This window comes from Mycobacterium sp. NAZ190054, assembly GCF_001545925.1.
Taxonomy (GTDB): domain Bacteria; phylum Actinomycetota; class Actinomycetes; order Mycobacteriales; family Mycobacteriaceae; genus Mycobacterium.
Genome location: NZ_LMVQ01000479.1, coordinates 1 through 25,501, shown reverse-complemented (window position 1 = coordinate 25,501; position 25,501 = coordinate 1). Strand labels below are relative to the sequence as shown.

At 68.9% G+C, this 25,501-nt stretch carries 31 protein-coding genes, 3 tRNA genes and 3 pseudogenes; 22 read left to right on the top strand and 15 right to left on the bottom strand.

The window, feature by feature from the left end; genetic code table 11:
- Positions 1–209, top strand: a 209-nt coding sequence (locus ASJ79_RS33470) for a hypothetical protein (protein WP_067961177.1), incomplete at its 5' end; no start/stop codon positions are given.
- Between the two features lie 145 nt (positions 210–354).
- Positions 355–798 (top strand): pyridoxamine 5'-phosphate oxidase family protein, encoded by a 444-nt coding sequence (locus tag ASJ79_RS24670; protein ID WP_067961174.1) that lies wholly within the window; start codon positions 355–357, stop codon positions 796–798.
- A gap of 3 nt (positions 799–801) precedes the next feature.
- On the opposite strand, the gene ASJ79_RS24665 is transcribed toward ASJ79_RS24670, so the two are convergent.
- The 4 genes from ASJ79_RS24665 to ASJ79_RS24650 are packed head-to-tail and all read right to left on the bottom strand — an operon-like array spanning position 802 to position 3,863.
- The gene (locus ASJ79_RS24665; protein WP_067961172.1) at positions 802–1,632 is read right to left on the bottom strand and encodes an ABC transporter permease; all 831 of its coding nucleotides are present in this window, start codon (positions 1,630–1,632) and stop codon (positions 802–804) included.
- Positions 1,629–2,525, bottom strand: a complete 897-nt coding sequence (locus ASJ79_RS24660) for a glycosyltransferase (protein ID WP_067961168.1) — start codon at positions 2,523–2,525, stop codon at positions 1,629–1,631. The genes ASJ79_RS24665 and ASJ79_RS24660 overlap by 4 nt, the downstream gene beginning before the upstream one ends.
- Positions 2,522–3,322, bottom strand: a complete 801-nt coding sequence (locus ASJ79_RS24655; protein WP_156448621.1) for an ABC transporter ATP-binding protein — start codon at positions 3,320–3,322, stop codon at positions 2,522–2,524. The genes ASJ79_RS24660 and ASJ79_RS24655 overlap by 4 nt, the downstream gene beginning before the upstream one ends.
- Before the next feature lie 31 nt (positions 3,323–3,353).
- Positions 3,354–3,863, bottom strand: coding sequence for a bacterial proteasome activator family protein (locus tag ASJ79_RS24650; protein ID WP_067961164.1), 510 nt, complete (start codon positions 3,861–3,863; stop codon positions 3,354–3,356).
- A gap of 422 nt (positions 3,864–4,285) precedes the next feature.
- Here ASJ79_RS24650 and ASJ79_RS24645 point away from each other — a divergent pair, with 422 nt between their 5' ends.
- A complete protein-coding gene (locus tag ASJ79_RS24645) occupies positions 4,286–5,482 on the top strand; it encodes a cysteine desulfurase-like protein (RefSeq protein ID WP_067961160.1) in 1,197 nt (398 codons plus the stop codon).
- A gap of 6 nt (positions 5,483–5,488) precedes the next feature.
- Here the strand turns inward: ASJ79_RS24645 and ASJ79_RS24640 are convergent, their stop codons facing one another.
- The gene (locus ASJ79_RS24640) at positions 5,489–6,466 is read right to left on the bottom strand and encodes an NAD(P)H-quinone oxidoreductase (protein WP_067961156.1); all 978 of its coding nucleotides are present in this window, start codon (positions 6,464–6,466) and stop codon (positions 5,489–5,491) included.
- Between the two features lie 77 nt (positions 6,467–6,543).
- Here ASJ79_RS24640 and ASJ79_RS24635 point away from each other — a divergent pair, with 77 nt between their 5' ends.
- The 3 genes from ASJ79_RS24635 to ASJ79_RS24625 all read left to right on the top strand — a co-directional run bounded on the left by ASJ79_RS24635 (position 6,544) and on the right by ASJ79_RS24625 (position 7,662).
- A complete protein-coding gene (locus ASJ79_RS24635; protein WP_067961188.1) occupies positions 6,544–7,056 on the top strand; it encodes a MarR family winged helix-turn-helix transcriptional regulator in 513 nt (170 codons plus the stop codon).
- 10 nt (positions 7,057–7,066) lie between these two features.
- Positions 7,067–7,153: transfer RNA gene (locus tag ASJ79_RS24630), tRNA-Ser, on the top strand.
- 59 nt (positions 7,154–7,212) lie between these two features.
- Positions 7,213–7,662: a hypothetical protein gene (locus tag ASJ79_RS24625; protein ID WP_067961153.1), complete on the top strand. Its 450-nt coding sequence runs from the start codon at positions 7,213–7,215 to the stop codon at positions 7,660–7,662.
- 26 nt (positions 7,663–7,688) lie between these two features.
- Here the strand turns inward: ASJ79_RS24625 and ASJ79_RS24620 are convergent, their stop codons facing one another.
- From ASJ79_RS24620 to hisC, 4 genes are read right to left on the bottom strand one after another with little or no spacing between them, the layout of a single operon-like run.
- Complete coding sequence (locus ASJ79_RS24620; protein ID WP_067961150.1) at positions 7,689–8,513, bottom strand: crotonase/enoyl-CoA hydratase family protein; 825 nt, start codon at positions 8,511–8,513, stop codon at positions 7,689–7,691.
- 11 nt (positions 8,514–8,524) lie between these two features.
- Positions 8,525–8,971 carry a hypothetical protein gene (locus ASJ79_RS24615; RefSeq protein ID WP_067961148.1) on the bottom strand — a complete coding sequence of 149 codons (447 nt, stop codon included), beginning with the start codon at positions 8,969–8,971 and terminating at the stop codon, positions 8,525–8,527.
- A gap of 18 nt (positions 8,972–8,989) precedes the next feature.
- On the bottom strand, positions 8,990–9,466 hold the full coding sequence (locus ASJ79_RS24610; protein WP_067961145.1) for a DUF4334 domain-containing protein: 477 nt from the start codon (positions 9,464–9,466) through the stop codon (positions 8,990–8,992).
- On the bottom strand, positions 9,463–10,518 hold the full coding sequence (gene hisC / locus ASJ79_RS24605) for a histidinol-phosphate transaminase (protein WP_067961141.1): 1,056 nt from the start codon (positions 10,516–10,518) through the stop codon (positions 9,463–9,465). The genes ASJ79_RS24610 and hisC overlap by 4 nt, the downstream gene beginning before the upstream one ends.
- Positions 10,519–10,601: 83 nt before the next feature.
- Here hisC and ASJ79_RS24600 point away from each other — a divergent pair.
- From ASJ79_RS24600 to ASJ79_RS24585, 4 genes are all read left to right on the top strand, one after another.
- A tRNA-Ser gene (locus ASJ79_RS24600) sits at positions 10,602–10,690 on the top strand.
- Positions 10,691–10,742: 52 nt separating this feature from the next.
- Positions 10,743–10,815 (top strand) — tRNA-Arg (locus tag ASJ79_RS24595).
- An 80-nt stretch (positions 10,816–10,895) separates the two neighbouring features.
- Positions 10,896–11,399, top strand: a complete 504-nt coding sequence (locus ASJ79_RS24590) for a metallophosphoesterase (protein WP_067961138.1) — start codon at positions 10,896–10,898, stop codon at positions 11,397–11,399.
- A complete protein-coding gene (locus tag ASJ79_RS24585; protein ID WP_067961136.1) occupies positions 11,392–11,808 on the top strand; it encodes an MmcQ/YjbR family DNA-binding protein in 417 nt (138 codons plus the stop codon). The genes ASJ79_RS24590 and ASJ79_RS24585 overlap by 8 nt, the downstream gene beginning before the upstream one ends.
- A 1-nt stretch (position 11,809) precedes the next feature.
- Here the strand turns inward: ASJ79_RS24585 and ASJ79_RS24580 are convergent, their stop codons facing one another.
- Positions 11,810–12,148 carry a helix-turn-helix domain-containing protein gene (locus ASJ79_RS24580; protein WP_067961134.1) on the bottom strand — a complete coding sequence of 113 codons (339 nt, stop codon included), beginning with the start codon at positions 12,146–12,148 and terminating at the stop codon, positions 11,810–11,812.
- A 105-nt stretch (positions 12,149–12,253) separates the two neighbouring features.
- On the opposite strand from ASJ79_RS24580, the gene ASJ79_RS24575 reads away from it, so the two are divergent.
- Positions 12,254–13,123 carry an NAD(P)-dependent oxidoreductase gene (locus ASJ79_RS24575; RefSeq protein WP_082754040.1) on the top strand — a complete coding sequence of 290 codons (870 nt, stop codon included), beginning with the start codon at positions 12,254–12,256 and terminating at the stop codon, positions 13,121–13,123.
- Positions 13,114–13,977 (top strand): annotated as a pseudogene (locus ASJ79_RS24570) (NAD(P)-dependent oxidoreductase); the annotation flags it as partial. The gene ASJ79_RS24575 and the pseudogene ASJ79_RS24570, both read left to right, overlap by 10 nt.
- Here ASJ79_RS24570 and ASJ79_RS24565 read toward each other — a convergent pair.
- Positions 13,946–14,512, bottom strand: coding sequence for a cupin domain-containing protein (locus tag ASJ79_RS24565; protein WP_067961128.1), 567 nt, complete (start codon positions 14,510–14,512; stop codon positions 13,946–13,948). The pseudogene ASJ79_RS24570 and the gene ASJ79_RS24565 overlap by 32 nt on opposite strands.
- Positions 14,513–14,562: 50 nt before the next feature.
- On the opposite strand from ASJ79_RS24565, the gene ASJ79_RS24560 reads away from it, so the two are divergent.
- Positions 14,563–16,440: an alkyl/aryl-sulfatase gene (locus tag ASJ79_RS24560; protein ID WP_067961125.1), complete on the top strand. Its 1,878-nt coding sequence runs from the start codon at positions 14,563–14,565 to the stop codon at positions 16,438–16,440.
- Positions 16,441–16,443: 3 nt separating this feature from the next.
- Here the strand turns inward: ASJ79_RS24560 and ASJ79_RS24555 are convergent, their stop codons facing one another.
- Positions 16,444–17,220 carry an SDR family NAD(P)-dependent oxidoreductase gene (locus ASJ79_RS24555; RefSeq protein ID WP_067961123.1) on the bottom strand — a complete coding sequence of 259 codons (777 nt, stop codon included), beginning with the start codon at positions 17,218–17,220 and terminating at the stop codon, positions 16,444–16,446.
- Positions 17,221–17,238: 18 nt separating this feature from the next.
- On the opposite strand from ASJ79_RS24555, the gene ASJ79_RS24550 reads away from it, so the two are divergent.
- Positions 17,239–17,847, top strand: a complete 609-nt coding sequence (locus ASJ79_RS24550; RefSeq protein ID WP_067961120.1) for a histidine phosphatase family protein — start codon at positions 17,239–17,241, stop codon at positions 17,845–17,847.
- 19 nt (positions 17,848–17,866) lie between these two features.
- A complete protein-coding gene (locus ASJ79_RS24545) occupies positions 17,867–18,886 on the top strand; it encodes a phosphotransferase family protein (protein WP_067961117.1) in 1,020 nt (339 codons plus the stop codon).
- Positions 18,887–18,913: 27 nt separating this feature from the next.
- Here the strand turns inward: ASJ79_RS24545 and ASJ79_RS24540 are convergent, their stop codons facing one another.
- Positions 18,914–19,276 (bottom strand): lipopolysaccharide assembly LapA domain-containing protein, encoded by a 363-nt coding sequence (locus ASJ79_RS24540; RefSeq protein WP_067961114.1) that lies wholly within the window; start codon positions 19,274–19,276, stop codon positions 18,914–18,916.
- Positions 19,277–19,382: 106 nt separating this feature from the next.
- Between ASJ79_RS24540 and ASJ79_RS24535 the strand changes: the two genes are divergently transcribed.
- From ASJ79_RS24535 to ASJ79_RS24515, 5 genes are read left to right on the top strand one after another with little or no spacing between them, the layout of a single operon-like run.
- On the top strand, positions 19,383–20,333 hold the full coding sequence (locus ASJ79_RS24535; protein WP_067961111.1) for an ABC transporter substrate-binding protein: 951 nt from the start codon (positions 19,383–19,385) through the stop codon (positions 20,331–20,333).
- A 3-nt stretch (positions 20,334–20,336) separates the two neighbouring features.
- Positions 20,337–21,449 carry an ABC transporter ATP-binding protein gene (locus ASJ79_RS24530; protein WP_067961108.1) on the top strand — a complete coding sequence of 371 codons (1,113 nt, stop codon included), beginning with the start codon at positions 20,337–20,339 and terminating at the stop codon, positions 21,447–21,449.
- Between the two features lie 3 nt (positions 21,450–21,452).
- The gene (locus ASJ79_RS24525) at positions 21,453–22,121 is read left to right on the top strand and encodes an ABC transporter permease (protein WP_067961105.1); all 669 of its coding nucleotides are present in this window, start codon (positions 21,453–21,455) and stop codon (positions 22,119–22,121) included.
- On the top strand, positions 22,118–22,912 hold the full coding sequence (locus ASJ79_RS24520; RefSeq protein WP_067961181.1) for an ABC transporter permease: 795 nt from the start codon (positions 22,118–22,120) through the stop codon (positions 22,910–22,912). Before ASJ79_RS24525 ends, ASJ79_RS24520 begins: the two co-directional genes overlap by 4 nt.
- A complete protein-coding gene (locus ASJ79_RS24515) occupies positions 22,909–23,529 on the top strand; it encodes a putative glycolipid-binding domain-containing protein (protein ID WP_067961102.1) in 621 nt (206 codons plus the stop codon). Before ASJ79_RS24520 ends, ASJ79_RS24515 begins: the two co-directional genes overlap by 4 nt.
- Here the strand turns inward: ASJ79_RS24515 and ASJ79_RS24510 are convergent.
- Positions 23,492–24,451, bottom strand: coding sequence for a prephenate dehydrogenase (locus ASJ79_RS24510; protein ID WP_197420358.1), 960 nt, complete (start codon positions 24,449–24,451; stop codon positions 23,492–23,494). The two genes, ASJ79_RS24515 and ASJ79_RS24510, sit on opposite strands and share 38 nt — an antisense overlap.
- 104 nt (positions 24,452–24,555) lie before the next feature.
- On the opposite strand from ASJ79_RS24510, the gene ASJ79_RS24505 reads away from it, so the two are divergent.
- Both ASJ79_RS24505 and ASJ79_RS24500 read left to right on the top strand, forming a co-directional pair.
- Positions 24,556–25,080: a tRNA adenosine deaminase-associated protein gene (locus ASJ79_RS24505; protein WP_067961099.1), complete on the top strand. Its 525-nt coding sequence runs from the start codon at positions 24,556–24,558 to the stop codon at positions 25,078–25,080.
- Positions 25,077–25,379: pseudogene (locus ASJ79_RS24500) on the top strand (nucleoside deaminase); the annotation flags it as partial. The gene ASJ79_RS24505 and the pseudogene ASJ79_RS24500, both read left to right, overlap by 4 nt.
- 26 nt (positions 25,380–25,405) lie before the next feature.
- On the opposite strand, the pseudogene ASJ79_RS34450 reads toward ASJ79_RS24500, so the two are convergent.
- Positions 25,406–25,501: pseudogene (locus tag ASJ79_RS34450) on the bottom strand (hypothetical protein); the annotation flags it as partial.

Here is a 25,501-nt window from a genome sequence, read left to right as displayed (position 1 = left end):
GAGGCAACGCCGATGCCACGATCAGCCAGCTCGAAGCCCAGGGCCACCGGGTGGTGGTCAACCGGCTCTCGGATGCCCCGTTGAGCGAGGCCAGCGTGGTCGGGATCCACAAGGGCGGTGACATCCGTTCCACGGTCCGCGACTACCGCTACGACCGCACGTTCCAGAACAGCGTCACCGGCAGCGTCTACTACGTCGACGTCAAGTAGCTTCCCGGGTGACAGCCCCCGCCGAGATTGCATCTAGGACGGACTTCTGCGAGTTCCGGCCTGCCGGAATGCAATTTCGGCGGGGGCTTGAGAGAAGTGCCTTTGGACCCTAGGAGAGCTTCCCGGCGGCACAGATGATGAAGCCATGGACGCGACAACCACATCGGATGCCCCGGTCACCGAACTCACCGAGACCGAGAGTTGGCAGTTACTCGGCAGCGTGTCGCTGGGCCGGCTCGTGACGACGGTGAACGGCTGGACCGAGATCTTTCCCGTCAACTTCGTCGTGCAGGACAACACGCTGCTGTTCCGCACCGCGGAGGGGACGAAACTGCTGACCTCCGCGCTCAACGAGTACGTCGTCTTCGAGGCCGATGATCACAACGTCGTCGAGGGATGGAGTGTGATCGTCCGCGGCAAGGCGCGGCTGCTGGCCACCTCCACCGAGCTCGCCGACGCACGGCGCGCCGGGCTCTACCCGTGGATCGCCACCCAGAAGGAGCGGTTCGTGCGGATCAGCCCGCAGGCGGTGACGGGCCGGCGCTTCGTGTTCGGCCCCGAACCGGACGGCACCGCGCTGGTCAGCTGACCGTCACACCCAGTACGGCACCCGGGCGCGGTACTGACGCATCGCCAGCGCCGCGAAGCCCCACCCGACGACGGTCAACACCAGCACCACCACCCAGTGCCGCAGCTCCTGGTCGGCACCCAGCAGCGGTGCCCGCACGATGTCCAGGTAGTGCAGCAGCGGGTTGAGCTCGACGATCTTGGCCCAGCCGCCCGCGCCCTGCGCCTGCAGTGTGGACTCGTTCCAGATGATCGGCGTCATGAAGAACAGCAGCTGCACCAGGCTCGCGAGCAGCGGGCTGATGTCGCGGTAGCGGGTGGCCAGGATGCCGAAACACAAGGCCACCCAGACACAGTTCAGCGCGAGCAGCGCCAGTGCGGGGATCACGGCCAGGTCAGTCCACGTCCACGGCTTCGGATAGATGATCGCGATGATCACGAAGATGATGATGTTGTGCGCGAACAGCAGCATCTGCCGCCACACCAACCGGTAGACGTGCACCGACAGCGGGGTCGGAAGCTGTTTGATCAGCCCCTCGTTGGCGACGAAGACGTCGGCGCCTTCCAGGATCGCCGCATTGATCAGATTCCAGACGATCAGTCCCAGCGTGACGTACGGAAGATGTTCGGACAGCTCCAGTTTGAACAGCATGGAGTACAGCCCGCCCATCGCCACGGCCGTCGTGCCGGTGGCGATCGTGATCCAGAACGGCCCGAGCACCGAGCGCCGGTAGCGCTGTTTGATGTCCTGCCAGCCCAGGTGCAGCCACAGTTCCCGCTTGCCGAACCCGGCGACCAGATCGCCCCAGGCCCGCGCGAACGTCCTGGACTGCGCCGCGGCGTCCATGATCGTCATCGTCTGAAGAACCTCTCGCGTCGGCCCAACTGTTGCAGGCGGATCCAGTCCCGGAACCCGGCAGGATCGCGCTTGGACACCAGGAAGTACCACCCGAAGCGCAGCAGTTCCTGCGGCAGCAGCCTGCGCAACCCCGGTTGGGACAGCACGTAGCCGCGATTGCGGTAGGTGTAGAAGCGCTTGGTCTCGTTGTCGGGGTACTGGGTGTGCATCCGGCCGCCCAGGATCGGTTTGAATTCCTCTGTGCCGCAGGGATGCAGATAGCTGGCCTGCAGGCAGGTGCCGAACGGCAGGCCGGAGCGCGCCAGCCTGCGGTGCAGCTCGACCTCGTCGCCGCGGATGAACAGGCGCAGGTCCGGTACGCCGACGGACTCGACCGCCGAGGCGCGGAACAGCGCCCCGTTGAACAGCGACGCGATGCCCGGCAGCAGACCGTCGTCGCCCTCGACCCGCAGTTCACCGACCAGCCGGCGCCACTTCAGGCCGCGGCGCAGCGGGAACGCCAGCCGGTCCGGGTCGTCGAGGTTGCACACCATCGGCGAGACCTCGGCCAGGCCGTGCCGCTCGGCGCACGCCAACAGGGTGGCCAGCACGTCGGTGTCCTGGGGCCGGCCGTCGTCGTCGGCCAGCCAGATCCAGTCCGCACCCAGGCTCAGCGCATGCAGCATGCCCAGCGCGAAACCGCCCGCGCCGCCGAGGTTGCGCCGTGAACCCAGATAGGTGGTCGGAATGGGTTGCCCGGCAACAAGAGCGGCCACCTGATCGTCGTGGTCGTTGTCGACGACGATCAGATGGTCGAGCGGCCGGCTCTGCGACGCCAGCATGTCCAGGGACTTGGCCAGGTCGTCGGGGCGGCGGTGGGTGACGACGACGGCAACGATCAGGCCGGTCATGCAGACCGGTTCTCCCGCGCGTTCTCCTCGAGCACCTCACGCACGTGCCGGGCGGCGTCCTCTCCCTCGTAGGCGCGGACGACGTCCTCGATGCCGCCCTCCATCTTGATGGTGCCGTGGTCGATCCACATCGCGGTGTTGCACAGCCGCGCCAAGAACTCGTTGGAGTGGCTCGCGAAGACCAGGATGCCCGACCGCGCGACCAGGTCGGCCAGCCGCGACTGCGCCTTCTTGAGGAACTCCGCGTCGACGGCGCCGATCCCTTCGTCGAGGAGCAGGATCTCGGGGTCGATGCTGGTCACCACTCCCATGGCCAGCCGCACCCGCATGCCCGTCGAGTACGTGCGCAGTGGCATCGACAGATAGTCACCGAGTTCGGTGAACTCGGCGATCTCGTCGACCTTGCTCATCATCTGTTTCCGCGTCTGTCCGAGGAACAACCCGCGGATGATGATGTTCTCGTAGCCGGAGATCTCCGGGTCCATGCCGACGCCCAGGTCGAACACCGGCGCGACCCGGCCGCGCACCGTCGCCACACCCCGGGTGGGTTCGTAGATGCCGGACAACAGCCTCAACAGCGTCGACTTGCCGGCACCGTTGTGTCCGACCAGACCCACCCGGTCGCCCATCTTGAGCGACATCGTGATGTCGCGCAGCGCCTCGATGACGACGACGTTGGACGCGTTCCGGCCGATCGTTCCGCCGGCCTTGCCGAGGAACGCCTTCTTCAACGAGCGCGTCTTCGCGTCGAAGATCGGGAACTCGACCCACGCGTTGCGGGTCTGGATCGAGGGCATCGACGTGTCGGCGGGACTGGTCACGCGGCTCTCACAGGTATTGACCGGTGCCGTGCCCCTGGCCGCCGCGCTGGCCGGGCACCACCACCCCGGGCGGCAGCGCGCCCTGGCGCATCTGCTCGAGTTGCTGACGGGCCGCCATCTGCTGGGCGAACAGCGCGGTCTGAATGCCGTGGAACAGGCCTTCCAGCCAGCCCACCAACTGGGCCTGGGCGATGCGCAGTTCGGCGTCCGACGGGACCGCGTCCTCGGTGAACGGCAGCGTCAGCCGCTCCAGCTCGTCGCGCAGCTCGGGGGCCAGCCCCTCCTCGAGCTCCTGGATGCTCGTGCGGTGCACGTCGCGCAGCCGCTCCCGGCTGGCCTGGTCCAGCGGTGCCGCCCGCACCTCCTCCAGCAGCTGCTTGATCATCGTGCCGATACGCATCACCTTGGCGGGCTGTTCGACGAGGTCGGTCAGCGACTTCCCGTCGGATCCGCTCTCGACGTCGACCTCGTCGTCGCCGATGATCTCGATGTTGTCGTCGTCGCTATTGATAGCCATGTCCCTAAGAGTGCCCCAGCTTCACTGACTTATCGCGATCGGGCTCCGTGTACCGGTGGACGCGGGCCTCGCTGTCGCGTCGATCTTCTCCCACCCGCCGGATTTGTCCCAACAAGGGGCCGACGGACACTCCGGGGCGGGGCGGTGTCCGGGCGTTCGCCGCCCGCCCGGGAGAAGTCGCCGCAACGCGTTCCGCAAACCCACAGCGAGCATATTGACACTGGCTGTGCGTTTACGTCTCCGTCATCAGCAATCGCACTGCTGGTAGCGCTCCGCACCTGTTGCGGGCTCGACTAGTATGACTGCGCAGATGGCCCGCGCCGGCGTTGACGCGGGTGGTAACAGCGAGGTCGGGCAGCGGCCGGCACGCCTCGAATTCGGGCGGAACGGCGAAGTTCCGAGTCGCACTAAGGTGGTCTGGCATGGCATACGACGTCGCCCGGGTGCGCGGACTGCACCCTTCACTGGGCGATGGCTGGGTGCATATGGACGCCCAGAACGGCATGTTGCTGCCCGACTCGGTGGGCCGTGCCGTGTCCACCGCGTTCCGCGGCTCGATGCCCACAACCTCCAGCGCGCACCCCGCCGCGCGACGCAGTGCGGCCGTGCTGGCGGCCGCCCGCCAGGCGGTGGCCGACCTCGTCAACGCCGACCCCGCCGGTGTGGTGTTCGGCGCGGACCGCGCGGTGCTGCTGACGTCGTTGGCCGATGCCGCGTCGGCGCGGGTGGGGCTGGGCTACGAGCTGGTGGTCAGCCGTCTGGACGACGAGGCGAACATCGCGCCGTGGCTGCGGGCGGCGAACCGGTTCGGTGCGAAGGTGAAGTGGGCCGAGGTCGACATCGAGACCGGGGAGCTGCCGTCGTGGCAGTGGGAGAGCCTGGTGACCCGGCCGACCCGTCTGGTCGCGATCACCTCGGCCTCGTCGACCCTGGGCACGGTGACCGAGCTGCGTGAGGTGACCAAGCTGGTGCACGAGGTCGGCGGGCTGGTGATCGTGGACCACTCCGCGGCGGCGCCGTACCGGCTGTTCGACTTCGACGAGACCGAAGCCGACGTGGTGGCCGTCAACGCGCTGGCGTGGGGCGGCCCGCCGATCGGGGCGCTGGTGTTCCGCGACCCGTCGGTCATCGACACGCTCGGCTCGGTGTCGCTGAACCCGTACGCGACCGGGGCGGCCCGCCTCGAGCTCGGATCCCATCAGTTCGGGATGCTCGCCGGTGTGGTGGCTAGCATCGAATACCTTGCCGCGCTGGATGATTCAGCGCAGGGTTCGCGGCGTGAGCGGCTCGCGGTGTCGATGCAGTCGGCGTCGGCGCACTTGAGCGCGCTGTTCGACTACCTGATGATGTCGTTGCGGTCGTTGCCGACGGTCACCGTGATCGGCAGTGCCGAGGTGCGGATCCCGGTGCTCAGTCTCGCGATCGACAACGTGCCCGCCGAGCGGGTGGTGCAGCGGCTGGCCGACAACGGCATCCTCGCGATCGCGAACGCGAGCTCGCGGGTGCTCGACGTCATCGGCGTCAACGACATCGGCGGCGCGGTGACCATCGGGCTGGCCCACTACAACACCTCAGCGGAGATCGATCAGCTGGTGCGGGCACTGGCGTCGCTGGGCTGAATGCGGCTAAACATCAACGCGCAGAATCACTTTGCCGGAGACATCGCCGGATTCCAGGAGTTCGTGGGCGGCGCGGGCCTCGGCGATGGGGAACTCGGCACCGATGACGGGGCGGACCTGGCCGTCGGCGACCATCGGCCACACCTGGGCGGTGACCGCGGCGACGATGCCGGTCTTGCCGTCCGGCCCGTCGACCGGCCGGGACCGCAGCGCGGTCGCGACGACGCTGCCGCGTTTGGCCAGCAGTTTGCCGATGTTCAGCTCGCCCTTGGCCCCGCCCTGCATGCCGATGATCACCAACCGCCCGCCGGCGGCGAGTGCGTCGACATTGCGGTCCAGATACTTCGCGCCGATGATGTCGAGGATGACGTCGGCACCCCCGGCCTCGCGGACGACGTCGACGAAGTCGTTGTTGCGGTAGTCGATCGTGATGTCGGCGCCGAGTTCGGCGCACAGGTCCAGTTTGTTGGGCGATCCCGCGGTCACCGCCACCCGGCAGTTCAACGCCTTGGCCACCTGGACGGCGTGCGTGCCGATGCCGCTCGCGCCGCCGTGGACCAGCAGGAGTTCGGGGGAGGACAGCCCTGCGGTCATGACCACGTTCGACCAGACCGTGCACGCGACCTCGGGCAGCCCCGCGGCGTAGGGCAGCGGAACCCCGCCGGGGACCGGCATCACCTGACCGGCGGGAACGGCGACGAACTCGGCGTACCCGCCGCCGGCCAGCAAAGCGCACACCTGCTGGCCGGGGGTCCACTGCGTCACCCCGTCACCGACGGCGGCGACGGTGCCGGACACCTCCAGCCCGATGATGTCGCTGGCCCCCGGAGGCGGCGGATACTTCCCGGCCGCCTGCAGCAGATCGGCGCGATTGACGCCCGCGGCGACCACTTGGATGAGAACCTCACCGGGAGCAGGGGCGACATCCGGCACGGACTGCCAGGTCAGCTTGTTCGAGGTGGCGTCCGCCACGATCGCATGCATTCGGATAAGGCTACTACGCAGGGAAAACTCCGAGAATTTTTACCCCCGGCAACGCTTTGGGCGCCTAGTATGTGCACATGGAGGGGATTATCGGGGGGCGCACGGCGAGCGATACGCCGGGCCTCGACATAGCTGAGCAAAGGGCGTGGCAGAATTTTCTCGATGCCGCGCTGCGCATGTACGCGACCATGAACCGGTCGCTTACCGACGGGCACGGGCTGACACTCAACGATGTGCGGCTGCTCGACATGTTGGCCAAATCGCCGAGCGGGTGCGCCCGGATGGGTGACGTCGCCGAGGCGCTGATGTCGTTGCCCAGCCGGGTGACGCGCCAAATCCACCGTCTGGAGGTGCAGGGGCTGGTCAGCCGCGGCGCCAGTCCCGACGACGGACGCGGTGTGCTCGCGAGCATCACGCCGGAGGGGAGAACGGCGTTGGCGACCGCGATGCAGACCTACGGGGCCGCGGTGCGGATGCACTTCCTGGACCGGTTGAGCCGACCGCAGGTCACGGCGATGGGGGAGAACTGCCGGCGGATCAGCGCGGGGCTGAAGAACGGCGCGCCGTCGGCCAAGATCGGCCGCGTCTAGACTGTCCCGCGGTGGCGTGGCAGAGCGGCCTAATGCACTCGCCTTGAAAGCGAGAGACGGCTAACACCGTCCGGGGGTTCAAATCCCTCCGCCACCGCTCTTGCCGGCATCGGGGGCAGTGTCCGGGCGCGGGCGATCTTGTTAACGTGGCAAACCGTGCAGACGAACAGGATTCTGATCGCCAGTGTCGCCATCATCGTCGCCACCGCTGGGGCGGGCTGCGGCTCCGGCTCGTCGCAGGAGCCGGCCACGTCGACGTCGCCGTCGACGGTGTCGACCACCGGTCCCAGCCAGCCGAAGGGTTCCGCGACGCCGGACTCCACCCCCGGGGTTCCCGCACCGGTTCCCGCGCCGACGACCAGTGTGCCGATGATGCCCAACCCCAACGGTGACGGCTCGATGGTGCCGTGCGAGGGCACCATCTGCACCAACCCGAACCACGGCGCCGGCGATGACCCGGATGGCGACGCCCCACCCGAGCCCGGGCAGACCGAGATGCTCGGACCCGGTGCCGAGGACGCACCCCCCGAGCCGGGCCAGTCCGAGATGGAGGGACCCACCGGCGACGCGCCGCCGGAGCCCGGCCAGACCGAGATGCAGGGATAGCCCGGGCGGCTCCTGCCAGCGCCCTGCTACTCGCCGGTGAAGTTCGGCGGCCGCTTCTCGAACATCGCCGTGACCCCCTCGGTGAGGTCTTTCGACGGCAGGAAGGCCGAGTTCCACGCCGCGACGTAGCGCAGGCTGGCCGCCACCTGGGCGGTGCGCTGCTCGTCGAGCACGTCCTTGATGCCGTGCACGGTGTGCGGCGGGTTGGCGGCGATCTCGGCGGCGGTGGCCCGGGCGGCGGCCAGCGACGCCTCGGCGTCCGGGTACACGTCGTTGACCAGCCCGATCTTCTCGGCGCGCATGGCGTCGATGTCCTTGCCCGTCAGCGCCAGCTCCCGCAGATGCCCGTCGGACAGGATCAGCGGCAGGCGGGCCAGCGAGCCGACGTCGGCGACGATCGCGAGCTTGACCTCGCGCACCGAGAACTTCGCGTCGCTGCTCGCGTACCGGATGTCGACCGCCGAGATCAGGTCGACGCCGCCGCCGATGCACCAGCCGTGCACCGACGCGATGGTCGGTGTGCGGCAGTCGGCGACCGCGGTGATCGCGTACTGCATGGTCTTCAGGCGGGCGTGGAAGTCGGCCCGCGGCTTCGACGACGAGGCGTCGGCCATCATCGACCCGAGCGTGTCACCCATCGCGGCCAGATCGAGGCCGTAGCTGAAGTTCCGGCCCGAACCGGTCAGCACGATCGCCCGCACCTCGGGGTCGGCGTCGAGCTCGGTGAACACCACCGGCAGTTCGGCCCAGAACGCCGGGCCCATCGCATTGCCCTTGCCCGGTCCGATCAGCGTCACCTGCGCGATGCGATCGGCGATGTCGACGGTCAAGGATTCGTAGGAGTCACCCATGAGCAGAGAGGTTAGCCGCCGCCCAGCAGCACATCGGAGACGACCGCGTTGGGCAGGAACTGGCACGCGGCGTCGGCCAGGATCTGGCCGACGAACTCGCCGTCGGGCCCCAGCGGGTTGCCCTCCTGGGACAGGATCTCGCGGACCACGGCCACCCGGGTGGCCTCGTCGAGGCCGCTGAACTCCTCGCACGTCATCGTCAGCGCGTTGGCCGGCGCGGGGACGTCGGGCACGTCGGTGCTGCGAGTGGGCAGCGGCAGGTTCGGGATCTGGATGTCGGGCAGGCCGGGGATACTCGGCGTGCGGCTGGTCGTCGTGGGTGCCGACGTCAGCGGCGGGCCCGGCTCGGTGGTCTGCGCGACGGCGCCCTCGGTCGTGCGCTGACATCCCGTGGCCAGGGCCAGGGCGAGGCCCACGCCGACGATCGTCGCGGCCGTGAACCGCGCGTGCGTCTTCATCCTGGCCACGATATGCGGCTACCCCCGTTCGAGATAGAAGTACAGGTGGCGGGGGGTGCCGGAGCTGGTGTCGAGGGCGCCTTTGCCGTTCATGATGCCGATGACGGCGTTGTCGTCGACGACCTTGAAGTGGTCGTGCACCGGCCGCCCGTCGTAGACCATCGACGCGACGACCTCACCGCGGAACTCCTCCATCCACAGGCTGGCCTCACCGTTCATCGCCTCGGTGTTGGAGAACTTGTTGCCGTCGGCGTCCAGGCAGACCAGCGGTTTGGCGTCGGTGGCGGAGTGGAAGGTCTTGCCGAACCAGTTCAGCTTCTTCATGAAGCCGTTGGCCTTGTGCCCGGTGTCGAATTCGCCGCCCTTCCATTCGCCGAGCATGAAGTCGATCGTGGCGGGCGCCAGGGTGGCCCAGAACTCGTCGAGCTCGGCGTCGGAGATCCGGCCGGTGCGCCGGGTCAGCTCGGTGAAGGTCTTGCGGGCGTCGGCGGTCATCTGTCTCCTGTCCAGTTGCGCGCGAAGTCGAGGAAGGCGTCGTTCTCGTGCGGCGCGGCGACCGTGACGCGGACGCCGTCCTCCCCGTACGGCCGCACGATGATGCGGCTGTTGGCGGCGTCGGCGGCGAACTGCTGCGCCCGACCGGCCAGCGGCAGCCACACGAAGTTCGCCTGCGAGGACGGCAGGTCGTAGCCGGCGTCGCGCAGCGCGGCGCTGACCCGCGCGCGTTCGGCGACGACGGCGTCGGTGCGTTCCAGCAGTTCGTCGGCGGCGTCCAGGCACGCGATGGCCGCGGCCTGCGACACGCTGGTGGCGGTGAACGGGACGTACACCTTGGACAGCGCGGAGACGATGTCCGGATCCGCGACGGCGTAGCCGACCCGCAGGCCTGCCAATCCGTACGCCTTCGAAAAGGTGCGCAGCACAACGACATTGCTGTGTGCCCGGACCAGGCCGAAGCTGTCGGGCACCAGGCCGTCGCGGATGTACTCGATGTAGGCCTCGTCGAGCACCACCAGGATGTGCGGCGGCACCGCCTCGACGAACCGGGCCAGCGCGTCGGGGTCGACGACGGTGCTGGTCGGGTTGTTCGGGTTGCACACGAAGATCAGCCGGGTGCGGTCGGTGATCGCGGCCAGCATCGCGTCGAGGTCGAAGGTGTGGTCGGTCAGCGGGACCTGCACCGGGGTGGCGCCGGCGGTGCGCACCTGCAGTGGATAGATCTCGAAGCTGCGCCAGCCGTAGAGCACCTCGTCACCGACGGTGGAGGTGATCTGGATCAACTGCTGGCACAGGCTGACCGACCCGCAGCCGACGGAGATGTGCTCCGGGGCGAAGCCGACGTACTTGGCGAGACGGTCCCGCAGTTCGATGTAGCCGTTGTCCGGGTAGCGGTTGATCCCGTCGATCGCCTTCTCGATCGCGGCCCGCACGCTGGGCAGCGGGCCGTGCACGGTTTCGTTGCTGGCGATCTTGATGGCGCCGGGCACCGTCTTGCCCGGTGCGTAGGCGGGCAGATCGGCGAGTTCGGGGCGGAGACGGGCGGACACCCGAACAGTTTAGGGCCCGCCCGGAGCTGCTTTGCTTCCCGCGGTAGCCCCTGTGTACTCTGTCGCAGCGGCGGTAAACGTCGGGAGGCGTGCCAGAGCGGCCGAATGGGACTCACTGCTAATGAGTTGTCCCCCTTACCGGGGACCGGAGGTTCAAATCCTCTCGCCTCCGCGGTGCGATTGCCGGCTCGCCGGCGACACAACTGAATATGCAGTACCTGCATGCGCCCGTAGCTCAACGGATAGAGCATCTGACTACGGATCAGAAGGTTAGGGGTTCGAATCCCTTCGGGCGCGCTTTCGGGATCTCTCCGGCGCGGAAGAATCGCCGGGTGGTCCGAAGTGCCCTTCCCGGTCGCCGTCCCTAACCTGGGACTGTGCGCCTTCTGCTGATCGCCGACACGCACCTGCCCAAACGTGCCAAAGACCTGCCGCCCGCGGTGTGGGATGAGGTGGATGCCGCCGACGTGGTGATCCACGCCGGGGACTGGGTCGAGCCGGACCTGCTCGACGCGCTCGAAGCGCGGTCTCGACGGCTGGTCGGCTGCTGGGGCAACAATGACGGGCCCGAGTTGCGTCGCAGGTTGCCCGAGCGGGCGGACGTGGTACTGGAGGGCCTGAAGTTCACCGTCGTGCACGAGACCGGCGCCGCCACCGGCCGTGAGGCGCGCATGGCGCGGGACTACCCCGACACCGATGTGCTCGTCTTCGGCCACAGCCACATCCCGTGGGACACCACCGCCAAAACCGGTTTGCGCCTGCTCAATCCGGGCTCACCGACAGACCGGCGCCGTCAGCCGCATTGCACCTTCATGACCGCCACGGTGCACGCCGGCGCGCTGCACGACGTCGAGCTGCACCGGTTGCCGCGCCATGCCTGACCGTCCCGCCACCGTCGACGACGTCCACCAGATCGCCGCATCGATGCCGCACGTGACCCGCGTGGAGGGACCGAAGGCGGGCAACCCGGTCTACCAGGTCGGCAACAAGTCGTTCGTGTACTTCCGGACGCCGCGGCCCGACGCGTTCGACCCGGACACCGGCGAGCGGTACGCCGACGTCATCATCATCTGGGTCGGATCCGAGGACGACAAACTGGCGCTGACCCAGGATCCGGATTCGCCGTTCTTCACCACCGACCACTTCACCGGCCACCTGTCGGTGCTGGTCCGCGCCAGCCGGCTGGGCGAGGTCAGCGTCACCGAGCTGCGCGAGCTGATCCAGGACGCGTGGCTGTCGCGGGCTTCGAAGCGGCGCGCCGACAGGTGGCTCGCCGAGCACGGGGGCTGACTCAGCCCGCGTCGGCGGCGCAGATCAGGCCGATGTGCTTCTCGGCCCAATTCCCCAGTGGCTCAAGGGCATCGAGTAGTTCGCGGCCGGCCGGCGTCATCGAGTACTCCACCCGCGGTGGCACCTCGTGGTAGCTCTCGCGGTGCACCACGCCATAACACTGCAAATCCTTGAGGTGCTGGGTCAGCATCTTCTGCGAGATGCCCGCGAGGTTGCGATGCAGCGTGTTGAAGCGCACCGGCCCTTCGGCGAGCTCCCACAGGATCAACGGAACCCACTTGCCCGCAACGACGGCCATCGCCGCGTCGAGCCCACATGTGTACTTACCCAGCGATGACACGTCAGACCACTCCCGCAGATCAGAGGCATTAGTTTCGTTTCGGTAAGTACCGCACTTAATAGTGGGTACTTGTCGGATGGTTCGCGACCTATCCACGATGGTGCCATGAACTCAGTGACTTTCCTCGGTACCGGCGAGATGGGCTCGGCGCTGGCCCGCGCGGCGTTGGCCGCCGGCTTCAGGACCACCGTGTGGAACCGCACCCCCGCGCGGACCGCGCAGCTGCGTGCGGCCGGCGCGTCGGTCGCGGACTCCGTCGCCGACGCCGTCGCAGCCGCCGACGTCATCGTCGTGTGCCTGCTCGACCACGCATCGGTACACGACGTCCTCGACCCGGCAGTCGGGAAGCTGGCCGGGCGTGACCTGATCAACGTGACCACCACGACACCCGACGGCGCGCGGGAACTGGCGCAGTGGGCCGCTGCGGCCGGCATCGCCTACCTCGACGGCGGGATCATGGGGACCCCCGCCATGATCGGCACGCCCGCGTCCACGGTGCTCTACAGCGGCGCCCGCGACGTGTTCGACGCACACCACCGACTGCTCGACCGGTGGGGCGACGCAGAGTATTTCGGTACGGATGCCGGGACGGCCTCACTCTACGACCTCGCGCTGCTGGCAGGCATGTACACGATGTTCGCCGGCTTCTTCCACGGAGCCGCGATGGTGGCGCCGGCCGGGGTGTCGGCCGCGGAGTTCGCCGCACGCGCGGTGCCGTGGCTGCAGGCGGTGGCGCCGACGGTCGCCGAGTACGCCGAAATCATCGACGGCGCAGACTATGCAGTGCCCGGGCAGCAAAGCCTCCTGTTCAGCGACCTCGCCGACATCGTCGACGCGGGACGTGCCCAGGGCATCAGCACCGTCGTCGTCGACGCCGTGCAGGGTCTCATCCGGCGACAGATCGACGCCGGGTTCGGCGATCACGGTTTCGCCCGCGTCTTCGAGAGCATCGCGAAGCCGGGAGGGGACGCATGAAGACCGTCGCCGTCCTCGGGCTGGGACCGATGGGCCGGGCCCTGGCCGCCGCGCTGCTCGACGCCGGATATCGCGTGACGGTTTGGAACCGCACGGAATCCAAAGCCGCAGAACTACTTTCCCGGGGCGCGCGGTGGGCGCCGACTCCCGCGGACGCCGTCGCCTCCGGTGACGTGACGTTGATCAACGTCGTCGACCACGACGCCGTCGACGCTGTGGTCACCGCCGCCGGTGACGCCGCCGCAGGACGGGCGCTGGTCGGTTTGAGCTCCGACACCCCCGATCGCGCCCGCGGCACCGCCAAACTCGTCGCCGACGCCGGCGGGTGCTACCTCGACGGCGCGATCATGACCCCGACCGACGTGGTCGGCACCGCCGACGCCAGCGTGCTGTACGCCGGGCCGCGGGAGCTGTTCGACGCCCACCGCGCGCTGTTCGAGAGCCTGGGGCAGGCGACCTGGCTGGGGGAGGACCACGGCCGCGCCGCCGCGTACGACATGGCGCTGCTGGACGTGTTCTGGACCGCCACGGGCGGATTCATGCATGCGCTGGAAACCGCGCGGCCGCACGGCATCACGCCCGGGGAGCTGCTTCCGCACGCGCTCGGCATCGCGGCGGTCCTGCCGCCGATCTTCACCGAGATCGCCGAACGCGTCGAAGCCGGCCGGCACGGCGACGCCAGCGCATCGGTGTCCTCGGTCGCCGCGTCGTTGACGCACCTGATCGCGACGTCAGAGAGCAGCGGTGTGGATGCCACCGCGCTGAAGGCGATGAAGCGCTACGCCGACGCCGTGGTCGCCGCCGGCCACGGCGACGCCGAGATCAGCCGTCTCGGTGAGGCGATGCGGGGGTGACGTTCGCGTGGTGGGCCCCGCAGATGAACAGCGCCATCCGGGCCGGGGTGTCACCCGGGTTGCGCCACCGGTGCCGGGTGCCGTTCTGCACCACCGTGTCACCGGGGTTCAGGGTCACCTCGGCGCCGTCGTCGAGTTCGAGGATCACGGTGCCCTCCAGCACCACCTCGAAGTCGATGGTGTCGGTGGCGTGCATGCCGGGATCGTCGGGGTCCATGTAGGCGAGCAGGCCGGGCAGTTTCTGCTCGGCGTCGGCCAGCGCGTCCTCGAGGCTGAGCTGCGCCGGATCGGCCTCGGCGGACCCGGGCGGCAGCGTCAGCAACGAGAACCGGAAACCGCCGACGGGCGGAAAGTAGCTGTGCCACTTCGGCATCGAGCCGTCATCGGGGAACCGAGGCGCCTCGTCGCCGCCCCACAGCAGCGTGAACTCGGAGCCGGGCAGCAGCATGGGTACCCGGGGCGCGACTTTCTCGTCGCTGACGAACACTGACTTCCCGGACGCATCGTGTCCGGTGACGACTCGGCGGATGTCCATCGCGTCAGTCAAGCACCGGCGGGGTGTCCTGCGTGGCACTCTGGGCAGATATGGACAGCAAACCGCCCACCCCGACCATCGACGCCGCACACCGGGAGCAACTGGCCAGGCTCCCGTTCGACGACACCCGGGATTTCGCCGACGCCGACCGCGGGTTCATCGCCGCGCGGCAGCCCTGCGTCATCACCGCCGCCGACGGCCGCGTCGTGTGGGACAACGACGTGTACGCATTCCTGACCGGGGACGCGCCGACGTCGGTGCATCCCAGCCTGTGGCGGCAGTCGAGCCTGGTGGCCAGGCAGGGGCTCTACGAGGTGGTCAATGGCATCTACCAGGTGCGCGGCTTCGACCTGTCCAACATCACCTTCGTCGAGGGCGACACCGGCATCATCGTGATCGACCCGCTGGTGTCGACCGAGGTGGCCGCCGCGGCGCTGGCGCTGTACCGCGAACACCGCGGAAATCGAGCCGTGAACGCTGTGATCTACACCCACAGCCACGTCGACCATTTCGGCGGCGTGCTGGGGGTGACCTCGCAGGCCGACGTCGACGCGGGCAGGGTCGCGGTGCTGGCCCCGGAGGGCTTCACCGCCCACGCGGTGCAGGAGAACGTCTACGCCGGGACGGCGATGACCCGCCGGGCCGGTTACATGTACGGCACGGTGCTCGAGCGCGGTCCCCGCGGGCAGGTCGGATGCGGGCTCGGCCAGACCCCGTCGACGGGGGAGGTGGCGATCATCGTCCCGACGGTCGACATCCGGGAGACCGGCGAGATGCACACCATCGACGGTGTCGAGATCGAGTTCCAGATGGCGCCCGGCACCGAGGCCCCGGCCGAGATGCACTTCTATTTCCCGCGGTACCGCGCGCTGTGCATGGCCGAGAACGCGACCCACAACCTGCACAACCTGCTCACCCTGCGCGGCGCGCTGGTGCGCGATCCGCGCGGCTGGGCCGGTTACCTCACCGAGGCCATCGACAGGTTCGCCGACCGCGCCGACGTCGTGTTCGCCTCGCATCACTGGCCCACATGGGGAAAGCAGCGGATCGTCGAATTCCTTTCGCTGCAACGGGATCTGTACGCCTATCTGCACGACCAGACGCTGCGGCTGCTCAACCAGGGGTACACCGGCATCGAGATCGCCGAGAACTTCGCGCTGCCGCCCGCGCTGGAGCGGGCCTGGCATGCGCGCGGCTACTACGGGTCGGTGAACCACAACGTCAAGGCGGTCTACCAGCGTTACATGGGGTGGTTCGACGGCAACCCGGCCCGGTTGTGGCCGCACCCGCCCGAGGCGAGCGGACCCCGCTACGTCGCGGCGATGGGCGGCATCGACCGCGTCGTCGAACTGGCGCAGCAGGCGTTCATCGACGGTGACTTCCGTTGGGCAGCCACGCTTCTCGATCACGCAATCTTCACCGACCAGAATCATGCCGGTGCCAGGAGCCTCTACGCCGACACCTTGGAACAACTGGCCTACGGCGCCGAGACCGCGACGTGGCGGAACTTCTTCCTGGCCGGCGCCACCGAGTTACGCGACGGCAACTTCGGCACCCCGACGCAGGCGAATTCGACGTCGATGGTGGGGCAGCTGTCCCCGGAGCAGATGTTCGACGTGCTGGCGATCAGCGTGAACGGGCCCCGCGCATGGGATCTCGACCTGGCTGTCGACGTCACGTTCCTCGACAGTCACAGCAACTACCGGCTGACGCTGCGCAACGGTGTGCTGGTCTACCGCAAGGTGCCCGCCGACGCGGTTACCGCGCAGGCGACCGTCCGGCTGGCCGACAAGATGCGGCTGCTCGCACTGGCGGTAGGTGACGACACCTCACCCGGCCTGCAGATCACCGGGGACGCCGGGGTTCTCACCGCGCTCGTGGCGGTGCTCGACAAGCCGGACCCCGGCTTCAACATCGTCACCCCGTGACGATCACGGAATGCCGCCGTCGGCGCGCACGATCGAACCGGACGTGAAACTGGACGCGTCCGACATCAAGAACAGTGCCGCGCCGACGATCTCGGCAGGCTGACCGGCCCGCTGCAGGGCGCTGTGCCCGAACGGGTTGGTGTCACCGTCGGTGAACTCCCACGCCGCGCTGATGTCGGTGAGGAACGGTCCGGGCATCAACGTGTTGACCCGCACCGCCGGCCCGTAGGCCAGCGCCAGCGCCTCCGTCATCGCGTTCAGCCCGGCCTTGGACGCGGCGTAGGGGATGAACGACGGATGGGGCCGCAGCGACCCGTGGGTGCTGACGTTGACGATCGAGCCGCCGCCGGCGGCGACCATGCGCTCACCGACCAGCACCGACAGCCGGAACGGGCCCTTGAGGTTCAGGTTCACCACCGCGTCGAACAGCTTCTCGGTGACCGACGGCAACGATTCGTACAGCGGCGACATGCCGGCGTTGTTGACCAGCACGTCGACCTTGCCGAACCGGTCATAGGCCGCGTCGACCAGCCCGTCCAGCTCGTCCCACTGCCCGACGTGCACCTGATACGGAAAGGCGGCCCGGCCCGTCTCCGCGGCGATCGCCTCGGCGGTGCCCACACACGCGTCGTACTTGCGGCTGGCGATGATCACATCGGCGCCGCACCGGGCCGCCGCGAAGGCCATCTCCCGACCCAGACCGCGGCTGCCGCCGGTGACCAGCACCACCCGGTCGGTCAGGTCGAACAGCCGGTCGGCGAATCCACCCGCATCACTCACGGGCCATATGGTGTCACGGTGCAGTTGCTTCTGGTCCGACACGCGTTGCCCCTGCGAAGCGAACCCGGGCAGGGCTCCGATCCGCATCTGTCCGAGGAGGGCATCGAACAGGCCAAACGCCTGCCCGACGCGCTGGCCCGGTTCCCGATCGCACGGCTGGTGAGCAGCCCGCAGATCCGTGCGATCGAGACCGGACAACCGGTCGCCGACGCGCTGGGTCTGCCCATCGAGGTCGACGAGCGCCTGGCCGAGTACGACCGCGACCTGGAGCATTACGTCCCGATCGAGCAGATCGCCACCGAGAACCCGCAGGAGTTGCAGCGGCTGATCGACGGTCACCTGCCGAGCGCGGTCGATGAGACGGAGTTCCTGACCCGCGTCGACGCGGCCGTCGACGATCTCATCGCGAGCGCCGGCCACGACGACACCGTCGCGGTGTTCAGCCACGGCGGCGTCATCAACGTGCTGCTGCATCGGGTGCTGCGGACCGAGCGGCTGCTCTCGTTTCACGTCGACTACGCCTCGGTCACCCGGCTGCTGGCCTCGCGCACCGGACGGCTGGGCGTCGCCGGCGTCAACGCCACCGAACACGTGTGGGACTTACTCCCTCGGAACCAGCGCTGGTAGGGGTGGTAGGAAAGTCAGCGTGACCGACCTCGAAGGCCTCGACCTCGCCGCCCTGGACCGACACCTCCGTGAGGTCGGCGTGCCCCGCACCGGCGACCTGCGCGCGGAGTTTATCTCCGGCGGCCGCTCCAACCTCACCTTCCTGGTGGCCGACGACGCGTCGCAGTGGGTGCTGCGCCGCCCGCCGCTGCACGGTCTGACCCCGTCGGCGCACGACATGGCCCGCGAGTACAAGGTGGTGGCCGCGCTGGCCGACACCCCGGTGCCGGTCGCACGGGCCGTCACGATGCGCAACGACGACTCCGTGCTGGGCGCGCCGTTCCAGATGGTGGAGTATGTCGCCGGCCGGGTGGTGCGCTACACCCACCAGCTGAAGGCCCTCGGTGACGAGGCGACGATCGAGGCGTGCGTGGATGCGCTGATCACGGTGCTCGCCGACCTGCACGCGGTGGATCCGGACGCGGTCGGGCTGTCCGACTTCGGCAAGCCCAGCGGGTACCTCGAACGCCAGGTGCGGCGGTGGGGTTCGCAGTGGGACCTGGTCAAACAGCCCGACGATCCGTGCGACGCCGACGTCAGGAAGCTGCACCAGCGGCTCGGCGAAGCCCTCCCGCAGCAGAGCCGGACCTCGATCGTGCACGGCGACTACCGCATCGACAACACCATCCTCGACGCCGAGGACGCCACGAAGGTCATCGCGGTACTGGACTGGGAGATGTCCACCCTCGGTGACCCGCTCAGTGACGCAGCGCTGATGTGCGTGTACCGGCACCCGACGTTCCACCTGGTGCACGCCGACGCCGCGTGGGCCAGCGATCTGATCCCCGACGCGGCTGCGCTGGCCGAGAAGTACTCGCGGGCGGCGGGGCAGCCGTTGGACCACTGGGACTTCTACATGGCGCTGGCCTACTTCAAGCTCGCCATCATCGGGGCGGGTATCGCCTACCGTGCGCGGGAGGCGGGCGTCGTCGACGACACCGACAAGGTGGCCGACGCGGTGGGGCCACTGATCGCCGCGGGGCTGTCCGAGCTTTCCTGACCTGCCCACCTGGCTGCGGGCGAGCCGCTACACGCCGCCCTTGAGATTCTTCTTGGCCGCGCGGCGCAGCTGGAACATGCGCACCGCACCCACCGCGACCGTCAACAGGCCCCCGGCCACGGCCGCGAACAGGATCGCGACGCCCAGCGGAAGGCTCCAGTGCCAGCCCAGGAACGCGAACTCCGCGGATTCGGTGTTCTGCGCGATGAAGATGAGCAGGACGATCAGGACGATGAAACCCAACGTCAGCGCCGCCCACAGGGCAGCCGCGCGGGTGCGGTGCACCGCCGATTTCGGCGGCGAGCCCCCCATCGGGGGGGTTCCCATCTGTGGTGTCGCCGGCGTATCGAACGCCGGCTGGTCCGGTGACGCGAACGGATCGCTGGTCATAGCCCCATCTTTGCCCTAAAGCTCTTCGAATGAAACCACTTCCTTCGGTGACGTAAGGTCGGCCCAGCCCTTCTCGCAGGCACGGCGAGAGTGAAAGGACGTTCGGATGAACCGTTCCCGACGAACCAGGCGCGCCGCTGTCGCGATTGCCCTCGCCGCGATCGCGATGCTCGTGGCGGCGTGCGGCAGTTCCAATCCGCTCGGCGGCGGCGAGATCTCCGGAGACCTGAAATCCATCAAGGTCGGGTCGGCCGACTTCACCGAGTCGAAGATCCTCGCCGAGATCTACGCCCAGACGCTGGAGGCCAACGGGTTCACGATCTCCCGCCAGTTCGGCATCGGCAGCCGGGAGACCTACATCCCCGCGGTGCAGGACCACTCGATCGATCTGATCCCGGAATACACCGGAAACCTGCTGCAGTACTTCGACCCGGACAGTGACGCGACCACACCGGACGCCGTGCTGCTGGGCCTGTTGAAAGCCCTTCCGGGCGGGCTGTCGATCCTGTATCCGTCGCCGGCCGAGGACAAGGACACCCTCGCGGTGTCCGAGGCGACCGCGCAACGCTGGAACCTCAGGTCCATCGCCGACCTCGCCGCACGCTCCCCGGAGGTGAAAATCGGTGCGCCGTCGGAGTTTCAGACCCGGCAGACGGGCCTGGTCGGCCTCAAGCAGAAGTACGGCCTGGACATCGCGCCGGCCAACTTCATCGCGATCAGCGACGGCGGGGGTCCGGCCACGGTCAAGGCGCTGACCGACGGAACCGTCACCGCCGCCAACATCTTCAGCACCTCGCCGGCCATCGAACAGAGCAGGCTCGTGGTGCTCGACGACCCGGAGAACGCCTTCCTGGCCGCGAACGTGGTGCCGCTGGTCGCGTCCCAGAAGATGTCCGACGATCTCAAGACGGTGCTCGACGCCGTCAGCGCGAAGTTGACCACCGAGGCCCTGATCGAGATGAACACCTCGGTCGAGGGCAATCAGGGGATCGACCCCGACGAGGCGGCGGCTGAGTGGATCTCCGCCAACGGTTTCGACGAGCCCATCGGGAAGTAGGACATGATCACCTTCGAGCACGTCACCAAGGAGTACCCGGACGGCACCGTGGCGGTCGACGATCTGACGCTGGAGATCCCCGAGGGCACACTCGCGGTGTTCGTCGGCCCGTCGGGCTGCGGCAAGACCACGTCGATGCGGATGATCAACCGGATGATCGACCCCACGTCGGGCACGCTGACCGTCGACGGCAAGGACGTCACCAAGGTCGACGCGGTGAAGCTGCGCCTCGGCATCGGCTACGTCATCCAGAGCGCGGGCCTGATGCCGCACCTGCGCGTCGTCGACAACGTCGCGACGGTGCCGGTGCTGCGCGGCGAATCACGGCGCAGCGCACGCAAATCCGCGATCGCGGTGATGGAGCGGGTCGGGCTGGACCCGAAGCTGGCCGACCGGTACCCGGCGCAGCTCTCGGGTGGACAACAGCAGCGGGTGGGGGTGGCCCGGGCGCTGGCCGCGGATCCACCGATCCTGTTGATGGACGAGCCGTTCAGCGCCGTGGACCCGGTGGTCCGGGAAGACCTGCAGACCGAGATCCTGCGGCTGCAAAGCGAATTGCGCAAGACGATCGTGTTCGTCACCCACGACATCGACGAGGCGGTCAAGCTCGGGGAGAAGGTCGCGGTGTTCGGCCGCGGCGGAGTGCTGCAGCAGTACGACGCGCCGGCGCGGCTGCTGTCCAACCCGGCCAACGACGCCGTCGCCGGGTTCGTCGGCGCCGACCGCGGCTACCGCGGGCTGCAGTTCTTCCACGCGACCGGCCTTCCGCTGCATGACGTTCGCCGGGTCGGTGAGCCGGAGATCGACGCTCTGACATTGCGGCCGGGGGAGTGGGTGCTGGTGACGCGGCCCGACGGCGCGCCGTATGCCTGGATCAACGCCGACGGTGTCGAACTGCACCGCAACGGACGCTCGCTCTACGACAGCACCATCGCCGGCGGCTCACTGTTCCGCCCGGACGGCACACTGCGGCTGGCGCTGGACGCGGCGCTGTCCTCCCCGGCGGGACTCGGTGTCGCCGTCGACGGTGACGGGCAGGTGATCGGCGCGGTGAAGGCCGACGACGTGCTCGCCACCCTCGACGAACAGCGCACCGCCAGGCAGGCGGAGGGGTAGGCGATGCGCTATCTGCTCACGCACCTCGACGATCTGTGGACGCTGACGCTGATCCATCTGCGGTTGTCGCTGATCCCGATCGTGCTGGGGCTGTCGATCGCCGTCCCGTTGGGTGCGCTGGTGCAGCGCAGGACCGCGTGGCGTCGGCTGACCACGGTGACCGCCAGCATCGTGTTCACCGTCCCGTCGCTGGCGCTGTTCGTGGTCCTGCCGCTGATCATCCCGACCCGCATCCTCGACGAGGCCAACGTGATCGTGGCGCTGACGCTCTACACCGTCGCGCTGCTGGTGCGCGCGGTGCCCGAGGCGCTGGACGCGGTGTCGCCCGCGGTGCTCGACGCGGCCACCGCGGTCGGCTACCGGCCGCTCACCCGGATGCTGAAAATCGAACTGCCCCTGGCGCTTCCGGTTCTGATCGCGAGCCTGCGGGTGGTGGCCGTCACCAACATCTCGATGGTGGCCGTCGGCTCGGTCATCGGTATCGGCGGGCTGGGCACCTGGTTCACCGAGGGCTACCAGGCCAACAAGAGCGACCAGATTCTCGCCGGCATCGTCGCGATCTTCGTGCTGGCGATCGTGATCGACACCCTGATCATGGCCGTCGGCAAGCTGCTCACCCCGTGGACCCGGGCGCCGAAGCCGGCGGCCGCCAAAGCGGGAGCGCCGGCATGAACTTCCTGCAGGAGGCGTTGTCGTTCATCTTCACCGCGGCCAACTGGGGTGGCCCCGCCGGGCTGGCCGCCCGCATTCTCGAGCACCTGCAGTACACCGGCATCGCGGTGTTCTTCTCGGCGCTGATCGCGGTGCCGCTGGGGATGCTGATCGGGCACACCGGCCGCGGCACCTTCCTGGTGGTCACCGGCGTCAACGCGCTGCGGGCACTGCCCACGCTCGGGGTGCTGCTGCTGGGTGTGATGCTGTGGGGGCTCGGGCTGGTCCCGCCCACCGTCGCGCTGATGCTGCTCGGCATCCCGCCGCTGCTGGCCGGCACCTACTCGGGCATTGCGAACGTCGACCGCTCCGTCGTCGACGCCGCCCGGTCGATGGGGATGACGGAGTCGCGGATCCTGTTGCGGGTCGAGACCCCGAACGCGCTGCCGTTGATCCTCGGCGGGTTGCGGACCGCGACCCTGCAGGTCGTGGCGACCGCGACCGTCGCGGCGTACGCGAGCCTGGGCGGGTTGGGCCGCTATCTGATCGACGGCATCAAGGTGCGGGAGTTCTACCTCGCGTTGGTGGGCGCCCTGATGGTCACCGCGCTGGCGCTGATCCTGGATGCGCTACTGGCGTTCGCGGTGTGGGCCTCGGTGCCCGGCACCGGCCGAATGCGGCGCTCCGGCGCGATGCCGCAGCCGCTTCTGGGCGACGAGATCGCGCTGGAATCCGGTGGGCGAGCCGGTGCGGGACGCGATTCGGCAGCCCACCGCGAGCGGGCGAACCCGTCGCCTACGGTAGAGGCATGAGTGAAGCCGATCGCTCGGTTGCGAGTCCCCCGGTGCGTGAGGAGCTGGTCAATTCCTGGCCGGCCGTTCTGACCTGGCGCGCGCACGACGTTCCGCGGATGGAGTCGGTGCGTGTGCAGCTCTCGGGTCAGCGCATCAAGGCCTACGGCCGGATCGTGGCGGCCGCCACGTCGGCGCACCCCGCGTTCAGCGCGTCCTACGACCTCGTCACCGACGAGAACGGCGCGACGAAGCGGCTGTCGCTGACCGTCACGCTGGCCGAACGGGAGCGGCAGCTCTCGATCGCGCGCGACGAGGAGAACATGTGGCTGGTCCAGGAGCATTCGGGGCAGACCCGCCGGTCGCCGTTCGACGGTGCGCTGGACGTGGACATGATCTTCAGCCCGTTCTTCAACGCGCTGCCGATCCGGCGCACCCGCGTGTACCAGGACGGCGGGTCGGTGACGGTGCCGGTGGTCTACGTGCGGGTGCCTGACCTGTCGGTGGACGTGGCGACGATCAGCTACGCCGCAGGTGAGAACGGGATCAGCCTCCACTCGCCGGTGGCCGAGACCACCGTCGGCGTCGACGCGGACGGCTTCATCCTCGACTATCCCGGGTTGGCAGAGCGGATCTGATCACCTCGCCCGCGCGCCCGGCCGCGGCGAGTTCGTCGCGCCAGCCGTCGGCGCCGATCACGGTGGCGACGATCCCGCGCCGGCTGAAGCTGTCGTAGCGGATCCGCGCGGCGTGGCCGGTCTCGACGAGCTCGGAGACCGGGTGGTTGCGGGCCAGCTGGTTGCGGGCGTCGATGAGCAGACGCAGGGCGTGGTCGAGCACGGGCAGCAGCTGGGCGGAGTTCGCCTCGCACATCGCTCGCACCAGGTCGGGCGCGGTCGCGGCCACCCGGGTGCCGTCCCGGAACGAGCCCGCGGCCAGCGCGAACGCCAGCGGGACCTCACCGGCCGTGGCGGCCAGCGCCTCGGCCAGCAGGTGGGGCAGATGTGAGATCGTCGCCGCGGCGGCATCATGCTCGTCGGCGCGGGCCGGCACGACGAACGCACCGCAGTCCAGCGCCAGGTGCATCACCATCGCCCACACCTCGGCGTCGACGTGGTCGTCGACGCTGAGCACCCAGGGCGTGTCGACGAACAGCCGGGCGTCCCCGGCCGCCCAACCGGAGTACGCGGTGCCGGTCATCGGATGCCCGCCGACGAACCGGGCGAGCAGCCCGGCCTTCTCGACCTCCGCGTGCACGGCGCCCTTGACGCTGGTGACGTCGGTCAACGGACAGTTCGGGGCGCCGTCGCGGATGTGATGCAGCATCAGCGGCAGCGCGGGCACCGGGACGGCGAGCACGATCAGCGCGTCGACGTCCGCGGCGCGGGCCAGGGTCTGGTCGAGGTTGGTGCTCGCGTCGAAACCGTCGAACCGGGCCGCCTCGACGCCCTCGACGGAGCGGTTGTAGCCGAACACCTCGCGCCCGGCCGCCTGCGCGGCCCGCATCAGCGAACCGCCGATCAGGCCCATACCGATCACGCACACCGGTGTCTTCGTCACGTGCCTAGGTTGGCACACCTGTCTGAGCGGACGGTGTCAGGAGGTGGGCGTATCGGTGCGGACCCGCTGGTCAAGGCCCTGCCGGGGGACTACCCTCAGGCCTCATGGGAGCGCAGAGTGCACAGAAGCAGGAGCGGGCGACCGACGTTCCGGACGGCTTCGCTGTGGCCGTCGTCCGGGAGGACGGCAAGTGGCGGTGCACCCCGATGCGGCCCGTCGCGCTGACCAGCCTCACCGCCGCGGAGACCGAGCTGCGTGAAATGCGCAGCGCGGGAGCGATTTTCGGAATCCTCGACATCGACGACGAGTTCTTCGTCATCGTGCGTCCCGCGCCGTCGGGCACCCGGCTGCTGCTCTCTGACGCGACCGCGGCCCTGGACTACGACATCGCGGCCGAGGTTCTGGAGAAACTCGACGCCGACATCGACGACGAGGAACTGGAACGGTGCGATCCGTTCGAGGAGGGCGACCTCGGAGTGCTGTCCGACATCGGCCTGCCCGAGGCGGTGCTCGGCGTGATCCTCGACGAGAGCGACGACCTGTACGCCGACGAGCAGGTGGGCCGGATCGCCCGGGAGATGGGATTCGCCGACGAGCTGTCGGCGGTGCTGGACCGTCTGGACAGGTGACCGACGAGGACCTGATCCGCGCTGCGCTCACCGCCGCCCGGCAGGCCGGCCCGCGGGACGTGCCGATCGGCGCGGTCGTCGTCTCCGCAGCCGGTGCCGAGCTGGCCCGTGCGGCCAACGCGCGCGAAGCACTCGGCGATCCGACTGCGCACGCGGAGATCCTGGCGTTGCGGGCCGCGGCAATCGCGCTGGGTGACGGGTGGCGGCTGGAGGGCGCGACCCTGGCGGTGACGGTCGAGCCGTGCACGATGTGCGCCGGCGCGCTGGTCATGGCGCGCGTCGCCTGCGTGGTGTTCGGGATGTTGTCAGGGGATTCCTGTTCCGACAGCGCCGACATCGCGACCCACTCGTCCCACGGCACCGCCCAGTCCCAGATGTCGCCGTCGGCGTAGGACAGCTGGATGCGGGTGCCGGTCACCTC